This is a genomic window from uncultured Oxalicibacterium sp. (assembly GCF_913776015.1).
Lineage (GTDB): Bacteria > Pseudomonadota > Gammaproteobacteria > Burkholderiales > Burkholderiaceae_D > Oxalicibacterium.
On record NZ_CAJYMD010000039.1, the window covers coordinates 1 to 22,767 of the forward strand.

The 22,767-nt window shown below is 55.5% G+C and carries 17 protein-coding genes and 1 pseudogene; all 18 read left to right on the plus strand.

The genetic code is table 11. The annotated features are described in order from the left end of the window. Positions 1 to 11: 11 nt before the first annotated feature. Positions 12 to 143: a hypothetical protein gene (locus tag QZ725_RS05975; RefSeq protein WP_293777474.1), complete on the plus strand. Its 132-nt coding sequence runs from the start codon at positions 12 to 14 to the stop codon at positions 141 to 143. Then, the gene (locus QZ725_RS05980) at positions 140 to 2,140 is read left to right on the plus strand and encodes a PilC/PilY family type IV pilus protein (RefSeq protein WP_293777356.1); all 2,001 of its coding nucleotides are present in this window, start codon (positions 140 to 142) and stop codon (positions 2,138 to 2,140) included. Before QZ725_RS05975 ends, QZ725_RS05980 begins: the two co-directional genes overlap by 4 nt. A 38-nt stretch (positions 2,141 to 2,178) precedes the next feature. Continuing rightward, positions 2,179 to 2,652 (plus strand): type IV pilin protein, encoded by a 474-nt coding sequence (locus tag QZ725_RS05985; protein ID WP_293777357.1) that lies wholly within the window; start codon positions 2,179 to 2,181, stop codon positions 2,650 to 2,652. Continuing rightward, complete coding sequence (locus tag QZ725_RS05990) at positions 2,649 to 3,188, plus strand: GspH/FimT family pseudopilin (protein WP_293777359.1); 540 nt, start codon at positions 2,649 to 2,651, stop codon at positions 3,186 to 3,188. The genes QZ725_RS05985 and QZ725_RS05990 overlap by 4 nt, the downstream gene beginning before the upstream one ends. Positions 3,189 to 3,228: 40 nt before the next feature. Then, on the plus strand, positions 3,229 to 4,320 hold the full coding sequence (gene ribD / locus QZ725_RS05995; protein WP_293777360.1) for a bifunctional diaminohydroxyphosphoribosylaminopyrimidine deaminase/5-amino-6-(5-phosphoribosylamino)uracil reductase RibD: 1,092 nt from the start codon (positions 3,229 to 3,231) through the stop codon (positions 4,318 to 4,320). Positions 4,321 to 4,338: 18 nt separating this feature from the next. Continuing rightward, on the plus strand, positions 4,339 to 4,956 hold the full coding sequence (locus QZ725_RS06000; RefSeq protein ID WP_293777361.1) for a riboflavin synthase: 618 nt from the start codon (positions 4,339 to 4,341) through the stop codon (positions 4,954 to 4,956). A 98-nt stretch (positions 4,957 to 5,054) separates the two neighbouring features. Continuing rightward, on the plus strand, positions 5,055 to 5,735 hold the full coding sequence (locus QZ725_RS06005) for a response regulator transcription factor (protein WP_293777362.1): 681 nt from the start codon (positions 5,055 to 5,057) through the stop codon (positions 5,733 to 5,735). Between the two features lie 58 nt (positions 5,736 to 5,793). Continuing rightward, a complete protein-coding gene (locus QZ725_RS06010) occupies positions 5,794 to 7,011 on the plus strand; it encodes a HAMP domain-containing sensor histidine kinase (RefSeq protein WP_293777363.1) in 1,218 nt (405 codons plus the stop codon). A 258-nt stretch (positions 7,012 to 7,269) separates the two neighbouring features. Continuing rightward, on the plus strand, positions 7,270 to 8,337 hold the full coding sequence (locus QZ725_RS06015; protein WP_293777365.1) for a TonB-dependent receptor plug domain-containing protein: 1,068 nt from the start codon (positions 7,270 to 7,272) through the stop codon (positions 8,335 to 8,337). Position 8,338: 1 nt separating this feature from the next. Beyond that, on the plus strand, positions 8,339 to 8,710 hold the full coding sequence (locus QZ725_RS06020; RefSeq protein ID WP_293777367.1) for a TonB-dependent receptor: 372 nt from the start codon (positions 8,339 to 8,341) through the stop codon (positions 8,708 to 8,710). Between the two features lie 38 nt (positions 8,711 to 8,748). After that, a pseudogene (locus QZ725_RS06025) lies at positions 8,749 to 9,315 on the plus strand (TonB-dependent receptor); the annotation flags it as partial. A gap of 472 nt (positions 9,316 to 9,787) precedes the next feature. Further along, positions 9,788 to 14,947, plus strand: coding sequence for an SdrD B-like domain-containing protein (locus tag QZ725_RS06030; RefSeq protein ID WP_293777368.1), 5,160 nt, complete (start codon positions 9,788 to 9,790; stop codon positions 14,945 to 14,947). Next, positions 14,937 to 18,488, plus strand: a complete 3,552-nt coding sequence (locus QZ725_RS06035) for a hypothetical protein (protein WP_293777369.1) — start codon at positions 14,937 to 14,939, stop codon at positions 18,486 to 18,488. The genes QZ725_RS06030 and QZ725_RS06035 overlap by 11 nt, the downstream gene beginning before the upstream one ends. A gap of 21 nt (positions 18,489 to 18,509) precedes the next feature. Further along, on the plus strand, positions 18,510 to 19,562 hold the full coding sequence (locus QZ725_RS06040) for an OmpA family protein (protein ID WP_293777370.1): 1,053 nt from the start codon (positions 18,510 to 18,512) through the stop codon (positions 19,560 to 19,562). Between the two features lie 108 nt (positions 19,563 to 19,670). Continuing rightward, entirely contained in the window at positions 19,671 to 20,327 is a 657-nt protein-coding gene (locus QZ725_RS06045; RefSeq protein WP_293777371.1) for a response regulator, read from the plus strand. A 169-nt stretch (positions 20,328 to 20,496) separates the two neighbouring features. Beyond that, positions 20,497 to 21,609, plus strand: coding sequence for a bifunctional 3,4-dihydroxy-2-butanone-4-phosphate synthase/GTP cyclohydrolase II (gene ribBA, locus QZ725_RS06050; RefSeq protein ID WP_293777373.1), 1,113 nt, complete (start codon positions 20,497 to 20,499; stop codon positions 21,607 to 21,609). Positions 21,610 to 21,706: 97 nt separating this feature from the next. Continuing rightward, positions 21,707 to 22,204 (plus strand): 6,7-dimethyl-8-ribityllumazine synthase, encoded by a 498-nt coding sequence (ribH, locus tag QZ725_RS06055; protein WP_293777376.1) that lies wholly within the window; start codon positions 21,707 to 21,709, stop codon positions 22,202 to 22,204. 68 nt (positions 22,205 to 22,272) lie between these two features. Further along, positions 22,273 to 22,740, plus strand: a complete 468-nt coding sequence (gene nusB / locus QZ725_RS06060; RefSeq protein ID WP_293777378.1) for a transcription antitermination factor NusB — start codon at positions 22,273 to 22,275, stop codon at positions 22,738 to 22,740. Positions 22,741 to 22,767: the final 27 nt, after the last annotated feature.

A 22,767-nucleotide genomic window follows, 5' to 3' on the forward strand; every position in this document is an offset into this window, starting at 1 on the left:
TGATCGAATCCCTGCCGGATCGCATTCCAGGCCAAACGCTGGAAACTGCCAACTATTTTTATCGTATTACCGCCATCGGTTTTGGCGTCAGACCGGTTACACGGGTTGCCTTGCAGTCCTTCTATCGCAGGTTGCCGCGATGACGATTGCTATTCTGTCTGTCTTGCTGGGCGCCACATCTTTGCTGCTTTTCGGGCAAGCACACGCGGTTGATACATCCCCAAGGGAAACAGAGCCGATCCATCTTGCCGGTTGTCCAGCATCGGCCAATATGGTGTTGACCTCTCTCGCAGCGGCTGTCGATAGTCCTACTATCTATCGCGGCGGCATGGTGCGAGGTCAGTTGGGTGGAACTTTGCTTAAGCAGCAAGGGCAGGTCATCGTCTGGAATGCGGCGACACAGCTCGACACGAGAAACACAGCACGTCAATTGTCCACTTCGACGCATGACGGAAAACTCGTTCCATTGCACTGGAACAATCTGAATGATACTCAGCGTGCTAGTCTGAGGCTTGCAACGGAAAGCGATGACGCCATGGCCATCCGCAGGCTGGCGTATCTAACAGGCGACCGTATCGATGAAATGCAGGCTCCGAATAGCCTTTTTGCGCCACGCTTTAGCATACTTGGCGCTGTCGTTCACGGTATCGCACTTCACGTAGGCCCGCCTGCGTTGATGGTCGCGCCCGGTTATCAGGAATATTACGAACGACATCGCAACCGTCGTGCTCTCGTATATGTAGGTGCCAGCGACGGCATGTTGCATGCGTTCGCAGATGATACTGGCGAGGAAGTGTTTGCCTATGCGCCACGTGCAAGTTTCAACAGTTTGATCAAGTTGACGACGAAATCATCGCCCGCAAGTGTGCCTTTCGATGGCGGGATGGCGTCGTCGTCCGTATTGATCAATGGCGCATGGCGTACAGTCCTTGTAGCCGGTTTCGGTATGGCGGCGAAGGGATTGATGGCGCTCGACGTATCTGACACTGCGAATCTTCCGGCAAGCAATGCGCTTCTTTGGGAATTTGCCGATCAGGACGATCCTGACATTGCCCATGTCATTGGCGCGCCGCAGATTCTGCGTGTGCGTACCATGTTACAGGGTGGAAAACAGCAATATGCTTACTTCGTTGTCGTGACTGGCGGCTTGAATCCGCGCGCAGGCAATGCATTGTTCTTCCTTTCCCTGGACAAGAAACCTGCCGAAACATGGCAGCTTGGGACCAACTACTTCAAGGTCGTAACGGATAGCGCGGTGAATGCACTATCGAATGGCATGCTCGAGTTTGTCTCCGTCATGGGGCATGACCAGGCGGTTGAACGTATCTATGCCGGTGATTTGCAGGGAAACATCTGGCGCTTTGATCTTGCATCAGGTTTGCCGGCTCATGGTGTAAGCGCAAGGCGCCTATTCACGGCAACCGACAGTGCTGGCAAACGCCAGCCTGTCATGCACAAGTTATCTGTCGTCGCAGCCCCTGACGGCAAGCATCTTTTACTTTTCGGAACCGGACGGTATCTGGTACGACAAGACTTGCAGCCGGACCGATTCGCCACGCAGTCCTTCTATGCCGTGCGCGATGCCGACAGCACGGTCTCGCGGTCACAGCTGGCTTCGCGTCGGCTCCTTACCGATTCCGGATCGAACCGTCTGACGGTAGATGGCTCGCCGTTTTCCTATGCCGATGCCAACAATAGCCGGGCAGGTTGGTATATGGATTTCCCAGATTCGAGCATGAGTGGTGAACGTGTGGTTTCGCCACTGTTATCGGTCGGTTCGCAGATCGTCTTCCGCTCACTTTTGCCAGAGGGCGGTCCTTGCCAGGCGCCGATGGCACGTGTCTATGCAATGGATGCATCGAGCGGACTGACAATCGTCGGCACCACCACGGGCATTCCCATTTCTGCAGGTTCCGCCCTTGGCACGCTATTGCGTGTGGTACCGATGCCAATACGCCATGAAACCACCGCATTTCCTGAGTCGAGCAAGCCGGATCGGTTTGGAAGGCGTCGCTATGCGCCCAAGGTCGAATTGCTGCGGGAAGACAATACCCCGCTCGTACTGGATGGGTTATCGATTCCCGATGTGGTGGGCGGACGTTTGAGTTGGCGTGAGCTTTCCGAATGGGCCGGCAAGTAGTTTGTAAAAAATGAAGGAAATTGAATGACGAGGATGGCATGAGAACGTGTAGTAGCCAATTTGGCACGAGAGCGAAGCGAAACGCTGGTTTGACAATCGTGGAGATGATGGTCGTGGTGATAGTCATCGGCATCTTGCTGGCTGTTGCGATACCGGTTTATAAGGAGCACACCATCAAGGCCCGGCGCACGGAAGGCAAAGCGGCGCTGTTGCAAGTGATGCAGCAGCAAGAGCGTCATTACAGTGTGCACGCGCGTTATGCCATTTTTCATTCCAATATGAATGCATCCGATATTTCGCCGTTTCGTTGGCATTCCGGCGAAACGCCTGAAACCAGTGCCTATGAAATCCATGCCCAGCCATGCAGCGGTAAATCTCTGCATGAATGCATCAAGTTGACGGCACGCCCTGGTACGGCACGTGTCGATGCCCGTTTCTCGGATGCGCGTTGTGGCGAACTGGGTTTGACCAGCGATGGTCAGCGCTTTGCGGCCAGGGAGTCGTGCTGGTGAAGGTGCGCAGAAACCGGCATACCGGTTTTTCTGCGACCGAACTCATGGTGATTCTGGCGATCCTGGGCATTCTCATCGCGGTAGCGATTCCATCATTCCAATATCTGATTCGTAACCACCGCCTGACGACTGCAGCCAATGCCTTGTTCTCGGCCGTCAATCTTGCCCGCTCCGAAGCTATTCATCGCGGTACGCGTGTCGATCTCGTGCCAGCAGGCGATGGCGTTTCATGGAGCAATGGCTGGATCATTTTTGTCGATGAGAACGACAACCAGCGTCCCGATGGTGCCGAAACCGTGATTTTCAGACACGAGGCATTGCCGCGCGATCTGAGGATCACCGCCCGTTTTACCGATTCGAAAGTACAATATCTGGCATTCAACAGCAGTGGGCGTTCCCGCACCAATGCCAGCAGCCAGGCTTCGCAGTCCGGTAGCTGGTTGCTCGAATCCGGTTCACATGCACGCAAGGTCATCGTCAATTTCCTCGGTCGGCCGCGTGTCTGCAATCCAGTGACCGAACCTGCCACCTGCTGAATTTCTTCAATCGTCGTTCCTCAATTTTTAAAGCACTGTCTTGGAAATTCATAGCGATCAGCAGGGCATGCGTCTTGCGCTGGAAATGGCTGCCAAAGGCATGCTGACCACCGCGCCGAATCCGCGCGTTGGATGCGTTATCGTCAAGGAAAACCGCATCATCGGTCTCGGACATACGCAACCGGTCGGGCATGCGCATGCCGAGGTGCAGGCACTCAACGATGCCGCCAGCAAGGGATTCGATGTCGAAGGCGCCACGGTATATGTCACGCTGGAGCCCTGTAGCCACCATGGTCGCACGCCGCCTTGTGCCGATGCGCTGATACGCGCACGCGTCGGGCGTGTAGTGATTGCCATTGGTGATCCGAATCCGCTGGTAGCAGGGCAGGGGCTGGCGCGTTTGCAGGCCGCCGGTATCCAAGTCACGTCCGGCGTCATGGAAGACGAGGCGCGCGAGATGAACATCGGTTTTCTCAAGCGCATGCAATATGGCCGACCATGGGTGCGCCTGAAGACAGCGGCAACGCTCGATGGCAAGACGGCACTGCACAACGGCATCAGCCAATGGATCACCGGCGATGAAGCACGTGCCGATGGCCATGTCTGGCGCGCGCGCGCGTGCGCCATTCTGACCGGTATCGGTACCGTGATGGAAGACGATCCGCAACTGACCGTGCGTGCCATCGATACGCCGCGTCAGCCTTTGCGTATCGTCATCGATAGCCGCTTGCAGATCAGTACGCATGCACGCGTATTGCAAGGCAGCAGCACATTGATCGTGGCGGCACAGGCGGATGCGGCAAAGGAAGCACAATTGCGCGATCTGGGGCATGAAGTTGTATTGCTTGCCAATAGTGAGGGCAAGGTCGAATTGCCGGCTCTCATGGAAGAGCTTGGTCGTCGCCAGATCAATGAGTTGCACGTCGAAGCCGGTTTCAAACTCAACGGTTCGCTGATTCGTGAAGGTTGCGTCGATGAGTTGCTGGTTTATCTCGCGCCCTCTTTGCTGGGCGATGCACAAGGCATGTTCAATCTGTCTGCGCTAGACAATCTTGAACACAAGCGCAATCTGGTTTTCCACGACATCAAGCGAGTCGGTGCGGATGTGCGTATCCTAGCCCGTTTCATTTAATCTTTTTTCTTCATCATCATGTTTACCGGAATCGTCGCCGCCATTGGCACCATCACTTCCATTTCTCCACTGGGCGATGCGCAGGCCGGCCACCGCCTGACGATCGATGCCGGCGGCTTGCCGCTGGCGGATGTGGCACTAGGTGATTCCATCACCGTCAACGGTGCATGTATGACGGTGATCGAGAAGAGCGACACTTATTTCAAGGTCGATGTCTCACGTGAAAGCCTCAATTGCACGGCTGGTCTGGATCTTCCGGGCGAAGTGAACCTGGAAAAGGCCGTCACGCTCTCGGAACGCCTTGGGGGACATCTGGTTTCGGGGCATGTCGATGGCTTGGGCGAGGTCGTGCGTTTCGAGCCGATTGGTGAATCATGGCTGCTGACGGTGGCTGCACCCAAGGATCTGGCACGCTATCTGGCGTTCAAGGGATCGATCGTGATCAACGGCGTCTCGCTCACGGTCAACGCCGTGGTCGATACGCCAGACAGTTGCGAATTTTCGGTCAACCTGATTCCGCATACGGTGCAGGTGACGACGCTCAAGCATTTGAAGCCGGGTGTCAAAGTGAATCTCGAAGTCGATCTGATTGCGCGTTATTGCGAACGCATCCTGAGTCTGTCCGAGAAAAAATAAGCTAGTACTTGCAGCCGGATAAGGTGCATATTTGCGGCTGCGGTTCAACGCCGATGGCATGCAATTCGGTTATCTGAAAAAGACAAGATGGAGACAGCATGTACATCCTGATCATCGAGGACAACAGCGATATTGTCGCCAACCTCTACGGTTTTCTGGAGCCTCTAGGCCATATGCTGGATGTTGCGCAGAGCGGTACGGTGGGTGTGCAGCGTGCTGCCGGTTCCGATTACGACGTCATCATTCTTGATCTTGAATTGCCGGGGCTCGACGGTATCGAAGTGTGCCGTCAATTGCGCAAGGAAAAGCGGCTGGCAACGCCGATCCTCATGCTGACTGCGCGTGACACGGTCAACGACAAGCTGACGGGTTTCAAGGTCGGTGCTGACGATTATCTGGTCAAGCCTTTTTCGCTGGTGGAGCTGGAGGCGCGGCTGACGGCGCTGGTGCGTCGGGCTCGCAATGAAATCGTCGAGCACATTCTTGAATTTGGCGAGTTGCAACTTGATACAAGTCGTTGCGAAGTCAAGCGTGCCGGTCGCAAGCTTGTGCTGACACCGATCGGGTACCGGATTCTTGAAATTCTCATGCGCAAGGCGCCAGCGGTAGTAACGCGCGAGACGCTGTTGCGCGAAATCTGGGGCGATGATCCGCCAGATAGCGACGCCTTGCGCACGCATATCCATGCCTTGCGAACGGCGATCGATCGTCCTTTCATCCTGCCCATGCTGACGACACTGCCAGGCAATGGCTACAAATTGGTAGATGGCAATGGTTGATATTTTTAAGGGCAGGGATCGGTCATTTCGCAGTCGCATTGCCCTGGCTTTCACAGGCATGGCGTTTGTCATCTGTACCTTCTTTTCCGCAACCGCATTTCTTGCAGTAGAGCTGTCGGAAGACAAGCTGGTCTACGAGCGCTTGATCAAGGATGCCGACGAACTTATCGTGCGGCATCAGCAAAACATGGGCGGGTCGCTGTGGGACGACAATTTTTTCGTCAATGAGCAGATTCCCGAGATCTATCGCCATTTGTCGGATGGCGTGCATGAAGTAAAGATCGACGGACATGAAACCACTGTTCTTATGCGTCGCGTTGGCACCAATACGTATGTGGCGACCAGCGACACCAGCGATTTTGAACTGACCGAAGATGCCATCTTTGTCGCCGTGATTGCCGGTTTTATCGCCAGTATTCTGCTGGCACTCGGTATGGGACTGTTTCTGTCACGGCGTATTGTGGCGCCAGTGACCGAGCTGGCTAGCGCAGTGGAGCAAAATGAAGATTGTTCCCAGCTACCCTTGGTCGAACAGCAAAATGAGGTTGGTTTGCTGGCGCGCGCTTTTGCCAATCGCTCGCGTCAAATGCAGCAATTTCTCGCGGATGAAAAACTCTTTACCGGCGATGTCAGCCACGAATTGCGTACGCCCTTGACCATCATGCTGGGTGCCGCAGAATTGCTTGAAGTGCGGCTGCAAAACGAACCGGACAATTTGGCCGTTGCACAGCGCATCACACGAATCGCCAATGAAGCCACGGAGCGTGTCAGTGCCTTATTGCTGCTGTCGCAATCGCCAGAGACGCTGAAGGGCACGCTGCTTTCACTCACACATCTGGTCACGCGTGAAGTCGATCGTTATCGACAGATGCTGGATGGCAAGCCGGTGCAATTGCGTTTTTCGCATCCGTCGGAAGAGGTGTGGGTAAATGCGCGCGGTGAATTGGCAGGCATCGCAATTGGCAATCTGATTCGCAACGCGTGCCAATATACTGAGCAAGGTGTGGTGCAAGTAACGCTGGCGACAGATCGCCTCATCGTGGAAGACGAGGGCGCAGGTTTGCCGGAGAATGTGCGCACGCGCCTTTTCTCACGCAATGTGCGAGGACATGGCAAGGAATACGCCGGATCGGGTCTGGGGTTGGCAATTGTCAAGCGCGTGGCGACGCACATGGGCTGGCAGATCAATTACGAACCGCGTACTTCTCAAGGCAGTTGCTTCACTTTACGTTTTTTATCTGCACCGAGTCACGATATCTATGTCGCAGAGAGCTGAATAATTACTCAGATAGTTTGCCTTTTCTGCCCAAATGAGGCTTGCCGCCGGATAACCGTCTGTTTTGCGTCGCAAATTGGCAAAACATTCTTGCTGTCAATAAATCCTCTCGGTGACAATGCCGGATGCGCTGCCATGCGCTTTTAGGCAGCAGCGCTGCGACAATCCTCGCTCGACTTTTCCTGCAAAAACATGACCCGTACTGTTTCTTTTCTGTGCCTGTTGTCGGCAGGTTTGGCCTTGTTTGCTCATGGCACTGTGCATGCCACCGATTCGACCGAAGCGAATACCCTGCCGGCAATCTCCGTTGAGGGCGAGCGAGATATCAACGCTGAGGCGAAAAAAGAGATACGGAATGTTCCAGGCGGGGTAAGTATTCGCACTGCCGAGGAATATCGCGAGAAAAGTGTGATAGGTCTTGGCGATGCGCTTGCGTTCGTGCCGGGAGTGTATGTGCAACGCTTGTCTGGCCAAGAAGCTACGCGTATTTCCATTCGTGGCTCAGGTATTTCCAGTACTTACGTAAGTGGCATCCGTTTTTTGCGCGATGGCTTACCGATTGGGCGCGTCGATGATATGAATCAGGGCATGCTGGCCGATGTGGTGAATAATGATCGGGTTGAAATATACCGTGGTGCCAGTTCATTGCAGTATGGTGCGAGCTCGCTTGGTGGCGCCGTCAATCTGATTTCCTCCACCGGTTATACCAGCCCGGGTGTTACCGTACGTACGGAAGTAGGCTCAAACGGCTATCTCAGCGGACAGATCAAAGCCGGCAAGGTATTCGAAAATGGTATTGATACCTTCGTTTCAGCAACGCACTACCAAGCGGATGGCTTTCGCGAGCAGAGCACCGAGCGTACTTCGCGTCTCTACGCCAATTTGGGGTATGCCTTTAGTGCAACATCGCGTGGTCGCTTCCATCTAACCGAAGAGCGTTATGACGGCAAGTTTCCTGGCACGCTGAGATTGGCACAAATTCGCGATAATCCGCAGATGGCGCAGTCTTTGTTCAAGAGACTCGATGCCTATTTACGTATTTCGCCACGTTGGCATATGGCTTACCAGCATGAACTGGATCTGGATCAAGGTGACAAGCTCTCGTTCGGTGTCTTTCATACTGGCACCAAGTTCGATTCCCTGACGCCGTTCGGACGTATTTTCTACGATGAGACGGATTATGGTGTTTCGATGCGGCATGAGATGAACCGCACGTTAGGCGGCCATAAGAATCGATTTGTGTGGGGCATGAGTTATGGACGTGGAAGTGGCGACAATGCCCTGCATACGCCAGCGGTTGTCTTGCCACCGCCATTTTCCATCTAATTTGCCTGCAGCCAATGGCACGATACGCGACAAGCGCAGTACGGCGGAGTTGTTTGCTGAAAATACGTATCAGGTCACCGATGGTTTCGCACTGGTGGCAGGTGCACAGATTTTCCGCGCCATGCGTGGTACGGATAACGATACGGCCTTCTTTATCTCTGATTATCCTGATGGCACGGTATCGCGTACCTATACCTATCTAAATCCTAAAATCGGAGCGATCTGGACGCCGGCCGGCGGCACCACACAATTTTATGGCAATCTGAGTCGCAATCATGAAGCGCCGTCCAGCGTCGTTTTCTACACTCAGCGAGGTTCTTTACCAAACTCACCTAAGAGTACGCTTAACGCCCAAAGAGCTGATACGGTGTAAGTCGGTACGCGTGGCGGCGATAAGGTTTTGGCTGGGACCTCTCTATCTATCAGAGTCGTGTCCGTAACGAGTTGCTGGCTATTGCCAACTCGACCAGCCCGGCACTGCCGGCGATTAATGTGAATGCCGATTCGCCGACCTCGCACAGCGGTATGGAGTTGGGATTGAACGGCACAAAAGATATGGCGTCGCTGTCAGGTTCGATGGAATGGAGCGTGGTGTACACCTTCAGTCGTTTCCGTTTCGATGACAATCGAACCTATGGCAATAATCGTTTGCCTGGGATTCCCGAGCACGTCCTGCAAGCCGGATGGACGTATCGCCACGCAAGCGGGTTTTATATCGGCCCTTCGGTAGTGCTCGGTTCGGACTGGTATGCCGATCAGGCCAATACCCTGAAAGCGCCCGGTTATGGCGTGCTCAATCTGGGTGCGGGTTACATCTCTCGTAACGGCTATCGTCTCTTTCTCGATGCGCGCAACCTGGGCGACAAGCACTATGCCGCTACTGCCAACTATCTGGTCGATGCACGCACACAACAGAGCAATGTCTTTCGTCCCGGCCAAACACGTGTTGTGTACGTAGGTATCGAAACACGCTTTTAGTTCGTCTCACTACTGCTGCGGGCCATGTCGGGGCACAGCGTTGTCGTATTTCTTGCCGTTGGCATCCTGCTGTTGGTATTACACCCTCCCTGTTTACAATTGTTTGCGTTGCGCGTGATGTGCATCGCTTACCCCCTCGTTCATTTCCCTTCCTCCGTGCATGCTTGAGCTGCATTGACTTTGCGATCAATGCCATGCATCACCTCATCGCTCATCACGTTTTCTTCTGTCAGAACTCGTCAGAAAGTCATGGCGATTTCTCTCCAGAATGCCGCTTGCAAATTTCCCTTATCGACAAGTCGCTGACATTTTTCCTGATGTGTCGTTAGCAAATATTTTCATTTGCTGACAAAGGTTGACTTCAAGGTTTGGCGGGTAGCGCCTTATCTTCTCGCTGCAATTTGCGTTGCCATGTGCAATCAAAAAGTGCGGAATTTTTAGGCACTTCATCTTTACGGCTGAATGGAACCTCATGAACGTCATACATACCTTGCTGGGCAGGCTACGTTGTCTGCATCGGCTCTTACCAATTCATCAATCTTGGTGTGCGTTGATTTTTCTGGTTGCGATGAGCTGTGCGATTTCCGCACAGGCACGTGTCGTGGCGACGCAGATCAATGCGCCTGCAGACATCGGGCGTGGTCAGGTTGTCGATGTCAGTGTGGATTGGGTTCGTAACGTGACAGGTAGCGGCGACACCATCACTGTGGTGGTCCCACCGCAACTGACGATCGATCCGCCTGCGTTGACTGCCGGCTGTACTTACACGGCGCCTAATCTCGTATGTCCTGTACCTAACGGTACCGACGGCATGAGTGGACAAATTATCTTTCAGCTTGCCGGTGCGGCCAACGGTGGCTTCAATCTGAGTGCAACAGGCACCTCTGGTGCGGCAGCAATTCGTTCTGGTACGGTACGTTCTACGGGTGAGATTTCCATCGCAAAATCTAAAACGGTACCGCTTGCATCGCCGGTGGCTGGGCAAGCGACCACATTTCGCCTAGAGCCTAATATTGTCGTTGGCGGTGATGATGTGCCGGCTGATGCTTCGATCGTCGTGACGGACAATCTGCCCGGTACGGTGTCTGATTTCACATTGACCGGCTATACGTTTACGGGTCTCACGCCAGTCTGTAATGCCGTGTCAGCTGCGAACAGTAGTCGCGTATTGACGTGTACTTACAGCGGGCCTTTCACGATTGCCCAGTTGAATGCCAGTCACATCGACGTGACGGGAAATGGGTTGACGAATGGTTCGTTCACCAATACCGCGTCGATTGCACCGGGCAACAGCAACTACTTTGATATCAATGCAGGAAACAACACGTCGAGTGTCAATTACAGCGTTGATCCTGGTACCGATATCCAGGCCTTGGGAATCTATCCATCCGCGCCACGCTTGACCGGTAGTTCTCAGACTCTCACCCTGCGTTTTCGTAATAACGGCCCCTTGATATCGCCAGCTGGTGGGGTTGTCGAAACGGTGGTGCCAGCCGGCTTCACCATTGGTACCTTGCCATCAGGTTGTGTGCAATCTGCCGGCTCACTTACCGTGAGTGGCAATACCTATAACGGTACGGTTATCAGTTGCACGACCAATGCGGTTGCGGTCGGGGCGATTGCCGATTTCAACATCCCGCTGACATTGCCATCTGTTGCGACTGTATCGGAGTTTCCTGTCGTCGTTACACCGTCAGGCGGGATGGGCGATGCCAACACGGGTAACAACAGCGTGCTGCTGCCATTCTCGGTGGTGGATCCTTACACCGTCATGAACCTGAGCAAGAGCAAGACGCCGGGTTCGGGGCCGATCGCGCCAAGTACGCAGATCACGACCACATTGACGGTACGCAATCATGCCGACAGTCCGAGTACAGCTAGTTATTCGCCTGCGCAACCATTGCGTGCAGTGGATTACGCGCGTCCGGAAGAAGTGGCTGGTGGTGTTGTGTCGAATGTGTCGGCGGGTTGGAGCTGTTCAGTCAATGTCGGTGTGACACCGCCAGCTGGAGTGAATAGTGCTTATACAACGCAGATCGTTTGCGTGACAACAGGCTCCGGCACGCTGGCCCCAGGTGCCACGCAGGCAGTCAGTTTTCGCACAACCTCGGTGGCATCACTGACGCAGCCAATCGAACTTGCGAATACCGCTTGTACGGGTGCTTCTGCATTGACCCAGCTCGGTTTGTCTACTGCCGACGGCCCACAGCCACCTGATAACAACGTTGTTGGCAACAGTACGGATTGTGCTTCAGCCGGTTCCGGGCTCATCGTCACCCCGGTGGTGACTGGCAACGCGCAAGTCAGCGTTCGTAAAGAGTCCTCCATCGATAACAGCAACTTTCATGATGCCGTTGCCGATGCGCCAACGCTGACCAGCGCACAACAAACGCTGTACTGGCGGATTGTGATAACGACGCCGACAACGGCGCAGAATGCACAACAGGAGATTATTCCGACCTTGCGGTTGGTAGATAACCTGCCCGGTATCCTGAATGTGAGCGGTTCCGGTGCGCCTAGCTATCAGACACCAGCGATCACCGTTACCACCACACGCACGGGAACATCTACCGGCGACTGCCCGAATCTGGCCGCAGGTAGCAGCAGCCTGGTATGTAACTTCAGCAATGTGCCGCCCGGCGAACAAATCACGGTGCTGATTCCTGTGGCGCGTCCGTTGGTGAGTGGCGCACAGAGCAACACGGCGACACTAACTTCGCCGAATGCCTTGCTGAGTGCCATGAGCGGTGGGGCATTGAATGATGATGCTGCCATCAATATCCAGCCGCGTACCGATGTCGCATTGACATCGAAAACGGTGGCGCCAGCATCACCTTCCATCGGTGGTCAGGTGCAGTTCAGCGTGACGGCGCGTAATTTCGGGCCAGACAACATTCCTGCCGGAATGTTCACGATTCGTGACACGCTCAACATCGGTACGCCGACGCTGACCGTTCCTGCTTACGAGATCCTCAGTGCGAAGCCCTCTAACCCGGCGGTTATGAGTTGTACGGTCGTTGGTGGCGATATTGCCTGTACCAATACCGTCAGCGTGCCACGTTATGACACGCACACGATCAATATCGTGGCGCGTGTCAAGAAACCGGACGGCACGCTCGGTGCTGCGGAACAGGTGCAGTACAGCGGTGTGACCAATACCGCACGTGTCGATCTCGATCCATCACTATGCGAATTCCGCGAAGAGACGAATACGTCCGCTTCGCCGCTATCGACCGCCTGTAACGATGCCGCTTCGGTATCGAACAATAGCAAAACCATCAGTTTCGATATCAAGGTTCCCAAGTTCGATCTGCAGCAGGGCAAGGTTCGCGTGCTCAATGCGGGACAGAGCAACTTCCTGATTGGTGATCAACTGCGTTATCGCTTCAGCGTGCGTAATGCTGGTCCCTCGCGTGCAGAAAACATCGTCATGAATGACATTCTGGCGGTGGCATCGGGATTCCAAGTTGCGATGGTGTCCGGCATGCCGGACAAGATCAATCAGTCGCCCGCCAGTAGCGGTTTTGCGCTGGTCAGTAAGCCGGTCAGTTGTACGCAGAACACCACAAACGACAACGTTGTCTGCCGTCTGAGCGCTGATCCAGCTCAGAACTATCTCGATGCGAATGAAGAGGTCAATTTCGAAATTGCCATGACCATGACGGGAACCGCAGCGGGTGCCGTGACCTTTGGCAATCGTGCGTATGTCTGTGTGGGGGATGCCGCTTCATCGATCTACGAATCATCCGGCTCCTGTTCTTCCGATCCGACTGTTGCTGGCAACAACCTCAGCGCCGTCAACGATGTCGTTTTCCCATTGGCAGCGATCAGCGGCTTTGTCTACACCGAGCGTGGCGCGCTGAATTCGAATTACCAGCCGGGTACCGATTTGCCATTCAGTGGCGTGACGTTGACGCTCACAGGGACCGATGAACTTGGCCAACCCGTCAATCTGACAACGACGACGGGAGCCGACGGTGGCTATTCTTTCCAGAATCTGCGACCGGGTACGTATCAGGTCGTGAAAACCAATCCCGTGCGTACGCCACCTGTCGTCAACGAGGTCAATGGTGCGTTTGCGGGAACCGATGCCAACGGTACGGTGCGTGGCACGCGTAGTGGTGATGAAACGGTAACCGCCATCACTTTGCTGGCAGGTGCACGTGTGACACAGACCAACTTTGCCGTCACCAACGGTACGAATGTGGAATTGCGTCTGACCAAGACTGGTCCGCCGACACTGACGCTGGACGGTAATGCCGAATACACACTGACGATTACCAACAATGGCCAGACTGCAACTATAGGTGCATTGAAGCTCATCGAGCATATGCCACCCGGCTTGAGTCTGAATGGCAGCATGAGCAGCACGCAGGGCACGATCAGTAACGTCGTGACCACCGGTATCGTGGGCACAGGTCTCACCATTACCTTTGACTTTCTGCCAACGGTTCCCTTGGCATCGGTGAACGGTACCGCATTGATTGTCGTGCCTGTGCACGTCGATACCACTACACCGGTTGGTGTGACCACCAACTATGCATCGGTCGGTGGTGGTGGCGATATCGATCCGCCAACACCCGGCAGTAGTTGTACCGATCCGCGCTGTGCGAACGTGCCTTCGACGGTTGAAGGTGGCGGTCTGCTGTATATCGAAAAAACGTCGAACAAGCGCGACACCGAAGTCGGTGACATGGTGACGTACACCTTGACCATCAAGAATACGTCGGCTGTGGCCGTGGTGCAGCCGCGTATTGTCGATCGCCTGCCGCAAGGCTTTCGTCTGATCGATAACACTTCGCGTGTGACGGGAGCCAATCTGGTCTCGTTGCAGGGTGCTCCAGGGCCGGTCATTACCTATGCACTGGACATCATTCCGGCCAAGGCCACGGTCACGATCGTCTATCGCGTGCGGGTCGGTGTCGGCAGCATGCAGGGTGACGGGGTCAATCGCGCCAATGCCGAATGTCCGTTGAATCCGACTGCACGTTGTTCCAACGAGGCACGCTGGCGCGTCAAGGTGTCGGGTGGCGTGTTCACCAGCGATGCCTGCATCGTCGGGATGGTGTATGTCGATTGCAATGGCAATCAGATCAAAGACCATGAAGAGCTGGGTATTCCGGGAGTACGGTTGTATGCCGAGAATGGTCTGTTCCTCATCAGCGATAGCGAAGGCAAATACAGCTATTGCGGTTTCTCACCGAAGACGCACGTCCTCAAGGTCGATCAGACCACACTGCCACGCGGCAGCCGTCTTGTGGTCAGCAGTAATCGCAATGTGGGTGATGCCAACAGCCTGTTCCTCGACTTGAAGAATGGCGAGTTGCAACGTGCCGACTTCATTGAAGGTTCGTGCTCGAACACCGTGCTGGAACAGGTGAAGGCACGGCGTACGCAGGGCGAAGTGACTGCGCCGCATATCGAAAAGAAAAAAGGTGTCGGATTCAGCTTCGAAGGCAAGGCGCCCAATTATCCGCAGCAGGGAACCGACAGCGCCAACCAGGTGATCGTCAACCCGCGTATCGATAGTGAAGAAAAAGTGCGCCAGCAGCCTGTTGCCGACACGATCAGTGAACGCGATACCCCGCTGCGTCAGCTCGAGATCAATCAGGGAGGTCGCGATGGCCGTTAATCCTTCCACCTTGCATTCCGTCATCATGAATTCAGTTATTCTTCCTGCCGCTGCAGGTGGCGCTTACCGCGCGTCTCGCACAAATCGCGCTTTTGATCATGCGCCGCGCAGACGCTGGCAGGCCGTGCGGCAGACCGCCATTGCATTCGCCGTCGCCGGCACGCTGCCGGCATGGGCGCAAGGCACGATGAACGAGGCCGCCGGCAGTTTAGACAGACAACCTTCGACGATTGAGAGAAGTCGTGGCATCGATGGCAACGGCCTCGATTTGCTGCCGCTCAATGGCAGTAACAGCAATTTGCCGATGACGTCGTCGCGCGTCCTATCGGCGCAGATTGACAATGCTAATTACGCTGCAAATGCCAAGATTGGTCTGGTACGTGTGAGCGTGGCACAGAACAGTGTGCCGGCCGATGGGCAAACGCCGGCCCGATTGTCGATCACGCTGCTCGACTACAACGGCCAGCCGATATCGGGCGATGCCGTCGTAACGGTTGAGGCGAGCGCAGGGCGCATCCAGATTCCAGGTGCGCCGACTGATGAATTCGGTCCCGGTGCGAAAGATGCGGATCGTCTGTCGCGCGGTGTGCAGATCAAGGTCGTCAATGGGCAGGCCGAGGTATTGCTGCTGGCACCGTTCCAGCCACAGGATGTGACGGTGCGCATTACGGCAGGGCGGGCGCAGGCCCAAGGCGTGATCAGTTTTGTGCCTGAGTTGCGCGAAATGCTGGCAGTCGGTCTGGTCGAAGGGATTATTAAGTTCGACAGCAAATCTCCCTTGCAGTTGACCGATGCGCGACGCGACGATGGTTTCGAACGCGAGATTCGCAGCTTTTCGAGTAGTAGTAGCGATGGGCGACGTTACAGCGCGATGCGCACCGCATTTTTTCTCAAGGGGAAGATCAAGGGCGACGCGTTGCTGACCATGGCCTATGATTCGGACAAGGCGACCTACGAACGCCTGTTCCGTTCGATTCGCCCCGATGATTACTATGCTGTCTACGGCGATGCCTCGATTCGTGGCTTCGAGGCACAGTCGACTTCCAAGCTTTACGTGCGGATCGACAAGGATCGTTCCTATCTGCTGTACGGCGATTTCAATACCGGCGCTGGTTTCAGCCAGGTCTCGGGCGGCGGCAATGTGGCCTCCGTACGCAAACGCGATCTCGGTAATTACAGCCGCACGATGAATGGTGTGCGCGGACATTACGACGAAAATGGCATCTTGCTCAATGGCTTTGTCACGCGCGACAGTCTGTTGCAATTCGTGGAAGAGTTCGCAGGGCAAGGCATCTCCGGTCCGTTTGCAGTCTCCAAGCGCGATGCTGTCGTCGGTACGGAAAAGGTCGAGATCATTACTCGTGACCGCTATCAACCGGCCGTGATTCTTGCGACAGAAACGCTACAGCGTGGTGGCGATTATAGCTTCGAACCTTTCTCGGGTCGCATTCTGTTGAATCAGCCGCTGCCATCGGTGGATGCCAATGGCAATCCGAAATCGTTGCGCGTGACCTATGAGGTGGAATCGAATGGCGAGAGTTTCTGGGTCTATGGTATCGATGGACAAGTCCGCCTAAATGAACAGACAGAAGTCGGTGGCAGCTATGTCAAGGACAAGAATCCTTATGCGCCTTACACGCTGACGAGTGCAAATGCCAGCTACAAGCCCGGCGAGAAAACCACCATCGTCGCCGAGGTCGCACGCAGCCAGAGCGTATTGGCGAGTGCCAATGGCCTGGGAACGTCGATAGCCGGCAATCCCTATAGCCTGCAGCCGCAATTCGGCAATACGCCAGCCACAGGCTCGCTGGAGGAGATTGACGGTACGGCTTGGCGCGTGGAAGCCCTGCACAACGATGAATCGTTGCAGGCACGCTTCTATTACGGCCGCAGTGATCCTTATTTCAACAATCCCTCTGCCTCGCTGGCGCAGGGACGTGAAGAAGGAGCGCTCAAGGTGACCAAGCGTCTGACCGATCAATGGGCGATTTACGCGCAGGCCACACATACTGCTCACCAGACGGCCGGTGCTTCGCGCGATGCCATCGCACTAGGTACGGCGTATGACGTGACGGATCGCCTGAACGTCGACGTCGCGCTCACGCATACGGATGAAAAGGCCGGGGACTATGCCAATGCGTTGCTGAGTTCGGGTTCGGGCCTGGTGGTTGACCCATCGCCGAGTGTCGGTTTTGGGTACGGCTCCAGCCTCATTAACGCGCAGACTGGTTACGGTTACAACGGCACCAACTACGGGTTAGCCGGTGTCGATTACAACACGACTGGTGTACGCCTGCGCACGACCTACCGCGCAACCGATCGTATCGATCTGTTTGGCGAGTACGAGCACAGCATCGATGGCGATACGCAGCAACGTGCCGCTTTGGGTGCGGCCTATCGCTTCAGCGAAGTAGGACGTCTATATGGCAAATACGAGTGGATGACGGGTCTGTCGTCGCCACAGGCAGCCAATGGTGTCTATGACAGCAATGCCTTCGTGTTCGGTGCCGATACGCAGTATCTGCCGAACCAGCGCGTGTTCTCGGAATACCGTTTGCGCGATTCGCTTGGTGGTGAACAGTTGCAATCGGCCAGTGGTTTGCGCAATGGCTGGAATCTGAGCGAAACCGTCAAGGTCGCGACGACTGCCGAATATCTGCGCATCTATCGCGGTCAGGCACAGGACGCGTATGCGTTGACGGGTGCCATCGAATGGCGCCCCAACGATCTGTGGCTGCTTTCCAATCGGCTTGAATGGCGTCGTCTGAAAGACAAGCCGGGCGAAGGGGCGGCAGCGCCGGCACTGGCTGGCAACGATACCTGGCTATCCATCGTCAGTGTGGCACGCAAGATCAATCGCGACTGGACTTTCCTCGGCCGCAATTACCTGCTCTACACCGACAATCGCGGTCATGTCGGCAACCGTCATGAAGACAAGTTGCAACTCGGTGCCGCCTATCGTGATACCGATACCAACCGCCTCAACGTGCTGATGCGTTACGAATACTGGACGCAACGTGATCGCAGCGGTACCGCGGTGTACCTGCCCACATATGGCAGCAATGGTTCCGCTTACTATCCGGGCGATCCGTATGGCACCAATAACGAAGGTTTCGACAAGCACATCGTTTCGGCACATGCCGAATACCATCCATCGCGCCCTTGGTGGTTCGGTGGTCGTGCAGCAGCCAAGTCGCAGCGCGATTATTTCGATGGCCGCAGCGACACCTATCAGGCCTATTTGCTCGGTGGTCGTGTGACTTACGACATTACCAAGCGCTGGGATCTCAGTGGTCTGGCTTCCGTTATGTACAGCCCGCAAGGACACGCCGCACAACACGCGCTGGGCCTCGAAGCCGGTTATCAGGTGCAGGACAACCTATGGCTATCGGCTGGTTACAACTGGCGCGGTTTCCGCGATCGCGACCTTACCGGTTCCGATTATACGAACCAGGGTTTCTATATTCGCGTGCGTTTCAAATTCGACGAAAACCTGTTTGCCGGCAACGACAAGTTGCGTAACCCGGCGCTCGATCGCTGATCACGATTACAAGGAACAAGCATGAACACATTTCTCTCTACATCTAACCTCATCGGTATCGTGCATGCCCGTATTGGTATACGTGTCTTGCTGGCAGCGGCCGGCTTATTAGCGACGACGCAGGCGATGTCTGCCGAGGCAGTGATGACAACGGTGAATCCTGCACTTGCACCTCAGCAGGAACGCATCACGGATCGCACCATTCACCGCGATTACGGCGTTTATCGCGACACGCAAGGACGTATCAAGGCACTCAACGACAGCGGTCGACGGGTTGCCGACTATCAGTTGTCGAAGGCGCAGTGCTGGCTGGACGTTTCCTTTCATGAATACAGTCGCAATGATCGTGGTGGCTTTCCGCAAGCTGCGCTGGAAGAAAGCCAGCGCATCCTGACGGCGCTCGAACAGAAGCAGGATCCGGGCTGGCAGACGCCATTGGTCAACGATGCAGAAAAACTGCGCCCCGATTTGTGGACGCGTTACGACGCACTCAAGCAGCATGCCGGCTTTCAATGTGCGACACAGCAGACCGCTTGCGCGGAAGTGGAACTTGTACATGCCGGTAACGAGATTCGCGATGCCGGCTGGCGCCATGCCAAGCCCTACATTCAGATCGCCGAGGACCTGACCGGTGCTGCCGAGCAGGCAGCGGAAAAGTGCGCGCCACCGCCGCCAGTGCCGTCACCTGTCAAGCTGACCCTGTCGGCCGATGCGTTGTTTCGCTTCGACAAGTCCACACAAGGCGATCTGCTCATTAAGGGGCGCAAAGAGCTCGATGACATGGCCGAGAAATTACGCACGGGTTATGCCGATGTCACGGGCTTGACGGTGATCGGTCATACCGATCGTCTGGGTAGCAAGGCCTACAACCAGAAGCTCAGTGAGTCGCGTGCGCAAACCGTGAAAGCCTATTTGCAGGCGCGCGGCGTCAGTGTGCCTATTCGTGCCGAAGGTCGTGGCATGACGGAACAGATCGAGGCATGCGAGGCAGTCAAGCCGCGTCAGGCGCTGATCGCTTGTTTGCAGCCGAATCGTCGTGTCGAAGTCATCGTCTATCAGGATGCACAGCCATGAGTAAGTGCAGACGTTGTGCAGGTGATTTGACAGCATGACTGGCGAACCAAGACAAGGCGCACAAGCAAAATTGCAACGACGAGTCTGTTTGCACGGAGCGGTTGCAGCATGACCACGGTACTGCTGCTGGAAGATGATCCATTCTTGCGTAATGAATTGCTCGCCGTGCTTGGCAGGAATGGTTGCCGTGTACTGATTGCCAGTCATGAGCGCGATATCGAACCCTTGCTCGACACGTTCGATATCGCCATCGTCGATGCAAATATCGGCAGTGGCGACGGCATGCGGGTTGCTGCACGCGTGCGGGCCGCTCGGCCTGGTTGCGGCGTCATGATCCTGACGGTACAGACCGGGCTCAAGCGTAATCTTGCCAGCATGCGAAAACATGCCGATTTCGTGCTCGTCAAACCGATTTCACTCGAAGAATTGCAGGCGCACCTGATCATGCTGGGACGGCGCGTGAGGTCGTACTGGCAGTTGCATCGGACACAGCGGCAATTGATTTCGCCGAGCGGACACGCAACGTATCTCAATGAGCAGGAAATGATGTTGCTCACGCTGGCTGCACAACATGGTGAAATCGTCACGCGCCGCGAAATTGCCCATGCCATGCGCATCGACTGGCTGGAATTCGACAATCGGCGTCTGGATCAGACCATCAGCCGCTTGCGGCGGCGTTGGCTCAAAAACAGTGGCAGGGTGTTGCCCTTGTTGACCCAGCATGGCAAGGGTTTCTTTTTTGGTGCCGAGATTGTTCTGGTTTGAGGTTGCCGTATGGTGTAGGGGTATACGTTGCCTTTCTGCCAAAATCCCTGTCCGGTGTCTTGTCTGAATGAGGCGAAAAGACGCTGAATTCCTTGTCGGACGGTGAGGAGATTCCGTTTGAACAGGCCTAAATCCATTAAAATAGCGGCCTGTTTCGAGAATATCCCCCATGTCCATTTCAACTACCCAGGAAATCGTCGAAGAATTGCGTGCCGGTCGCATGGTGATTCTGGTCGATGAGGAAGATCGTGAAAACGAAGGTGATCTGGTGCTGGCCGCCGATTTCGTCACGCCTGAAGCCATCAACTTCATGGCGCGCTTCGGTCGTGGCCTGATTTGTCTGACATTGACCGAAGAGCGTTGCGATCAATTGGCGCTGACCATGATGACGGCGCGCAATGGCACCTCTTACGGTACGGCCTTTACGGTCTCGATCGAAGCTGCCGAAGGTGTGACGACAGGTATTTCTGCGGCCGACCGTGCGCGTACCGTACAAGCGGCTGTCGCCAGGGATGCCAAGGCGATCGATATCGTCCAGCCCGGCCACATCTTCCCGCTCAAGGCGCAAAAGGGTGGTGTGCTGATGCGTGCAGGCCATACCGAAGCCGGTTGCGACCTAGCCGAGCTGGCAGGACTGACGCCGGCAGCCGTCATCTGCGAAATCATGAAGGACGACGGCACGATGGCACGTCTGCCCGACCTGATTGAATTCGGCAAAGAGCATGGGCTGAAAATCGGCACGATCGCCGATCTGATTCATTACCGCAGTCAGACCGAATGCTTTGTCGAGCGTGTTGGCGAACGCACCATGGAAACCGTGCATGGCACTTTCCAGGCGGTGCTGTATCGCGACAAGCCAAGTGGCGGCGCGCATCTGGCGCTGGTGCATGGCGATATCGTGCCCGATGAAGAAACGCTGGTGCGTGTGCACCAACCGGTATCCGTGCTCGATCTGCTGGAAACCAAGGCGACCACGCACTCGTGGAATATGGCTTCCGCCATGCAGGCGATCAAGCAGGCAGAGCGCGGTGTGATGGTGCTGCTCAATTGCGAGGAGTCGGCCGACGAACTGTTTTCCGAATTCGAGGCACTGGATAATCCGGCTGGTCGTGCGCAGCCACGTGCCTCGCGCATGGATTTGCGTACCTACGGTATTGGTGCACAAATCTTGCGCGATCTGTCGGTTGGTCGCATGAAGCTGCTTTCCAAGCCGCGCAAGATGCCGTCGATGACGGGCTTCAATCTGGAAGTCACTGGCTATCGTGCCACGCCGGAAAATTGAGCATTCGTTCAGTTTGTTGAGAATTTCATTGTCGAATCAGTGGCTTGTGATTCGATTGTTCATTCAGTAAGGCGCGCAAGCGCATAAAGGAAGCATCATGACCGTTGGCACTTATGAGATCAATCTGGCGGGAGAAGGCCTGCGTATCGGTATCGTGCAGGCACGCTTCAATCAGGACGTCTGCCACGGTTTGCTGGCTTCCTGTCTGGCCGAGCTCAAGCATCTGGGTATCGAAGATGAAGACATCCTTCTGGTGACGGTGCCAGGCGCGCTGGAAATTCCGCTGGCGCTGCGCAAGATGGCCGAGACCATGCAGTTCGATGCACTGATTGCGATTGGTGCCGTTATCCGCGGTGAGACGTATCACTTCGAGCTGGTGTCGAACGAATCCGGTTCCGGTATCACGCGCGTGGGCCTGGATTTTGGCATTCCTGTTGCCAATGCCGTATTGACTACGGATACCGACGAGCAGGCCGAAGCACGCATGGAAGAAAAAGGTGCCGATGCGGCGCGTGTTGCCGTGGAAATGGCGAATCTGACCATCGCCCTCGAAGAGCTGGCTGATGCCGCCGACGATGAAGAGGATGACGACTGAGTTTTGCCGTCGCTTTCTCCCTCCGTTTAACTCACATGTCATGCCGTGCCGGCATGAATTCGCAAGCCATGAATCAGAAATCTGAACACGCCAATCCAAACAAGAACCGTACGCCACGTCACCGTGCGCGCGAGTTCGCCCTGCAGGGCCTTTACCAATGGCTGCTCAATCACGAGGAAGTGCGCGCCATCGAGTTGCATATCCGTCAGGCGCACGGGTTTGACAAGGCTGATATCGAACACTTCGATGCATTGCTGTATGGTGCCGTCAAGCAGGCGCCGGAGCTGCGCGCCGGTTTAGCGCCGCTGATCGACCGTGAAATCGATGCGCTGTCGCCAGTCGAGCATGCTGCCCTGTTGATCGGTGCCTACGAACTCAAGAATCACATCGAAATTCCGTACAAGGTCGTCATCAACGAGGCGGTCGAGTTGACCAAGTCGTTCGGTGGCATCGATGGTCATAAATACGTCAACGGCGTTCTCGACAAGTTTGCCGCGACGGTGCGTGAAGTCGAATTTGCCAACCGCAAGGGCTGATCGGTATTTGTCAGGACTTGCGCCCTG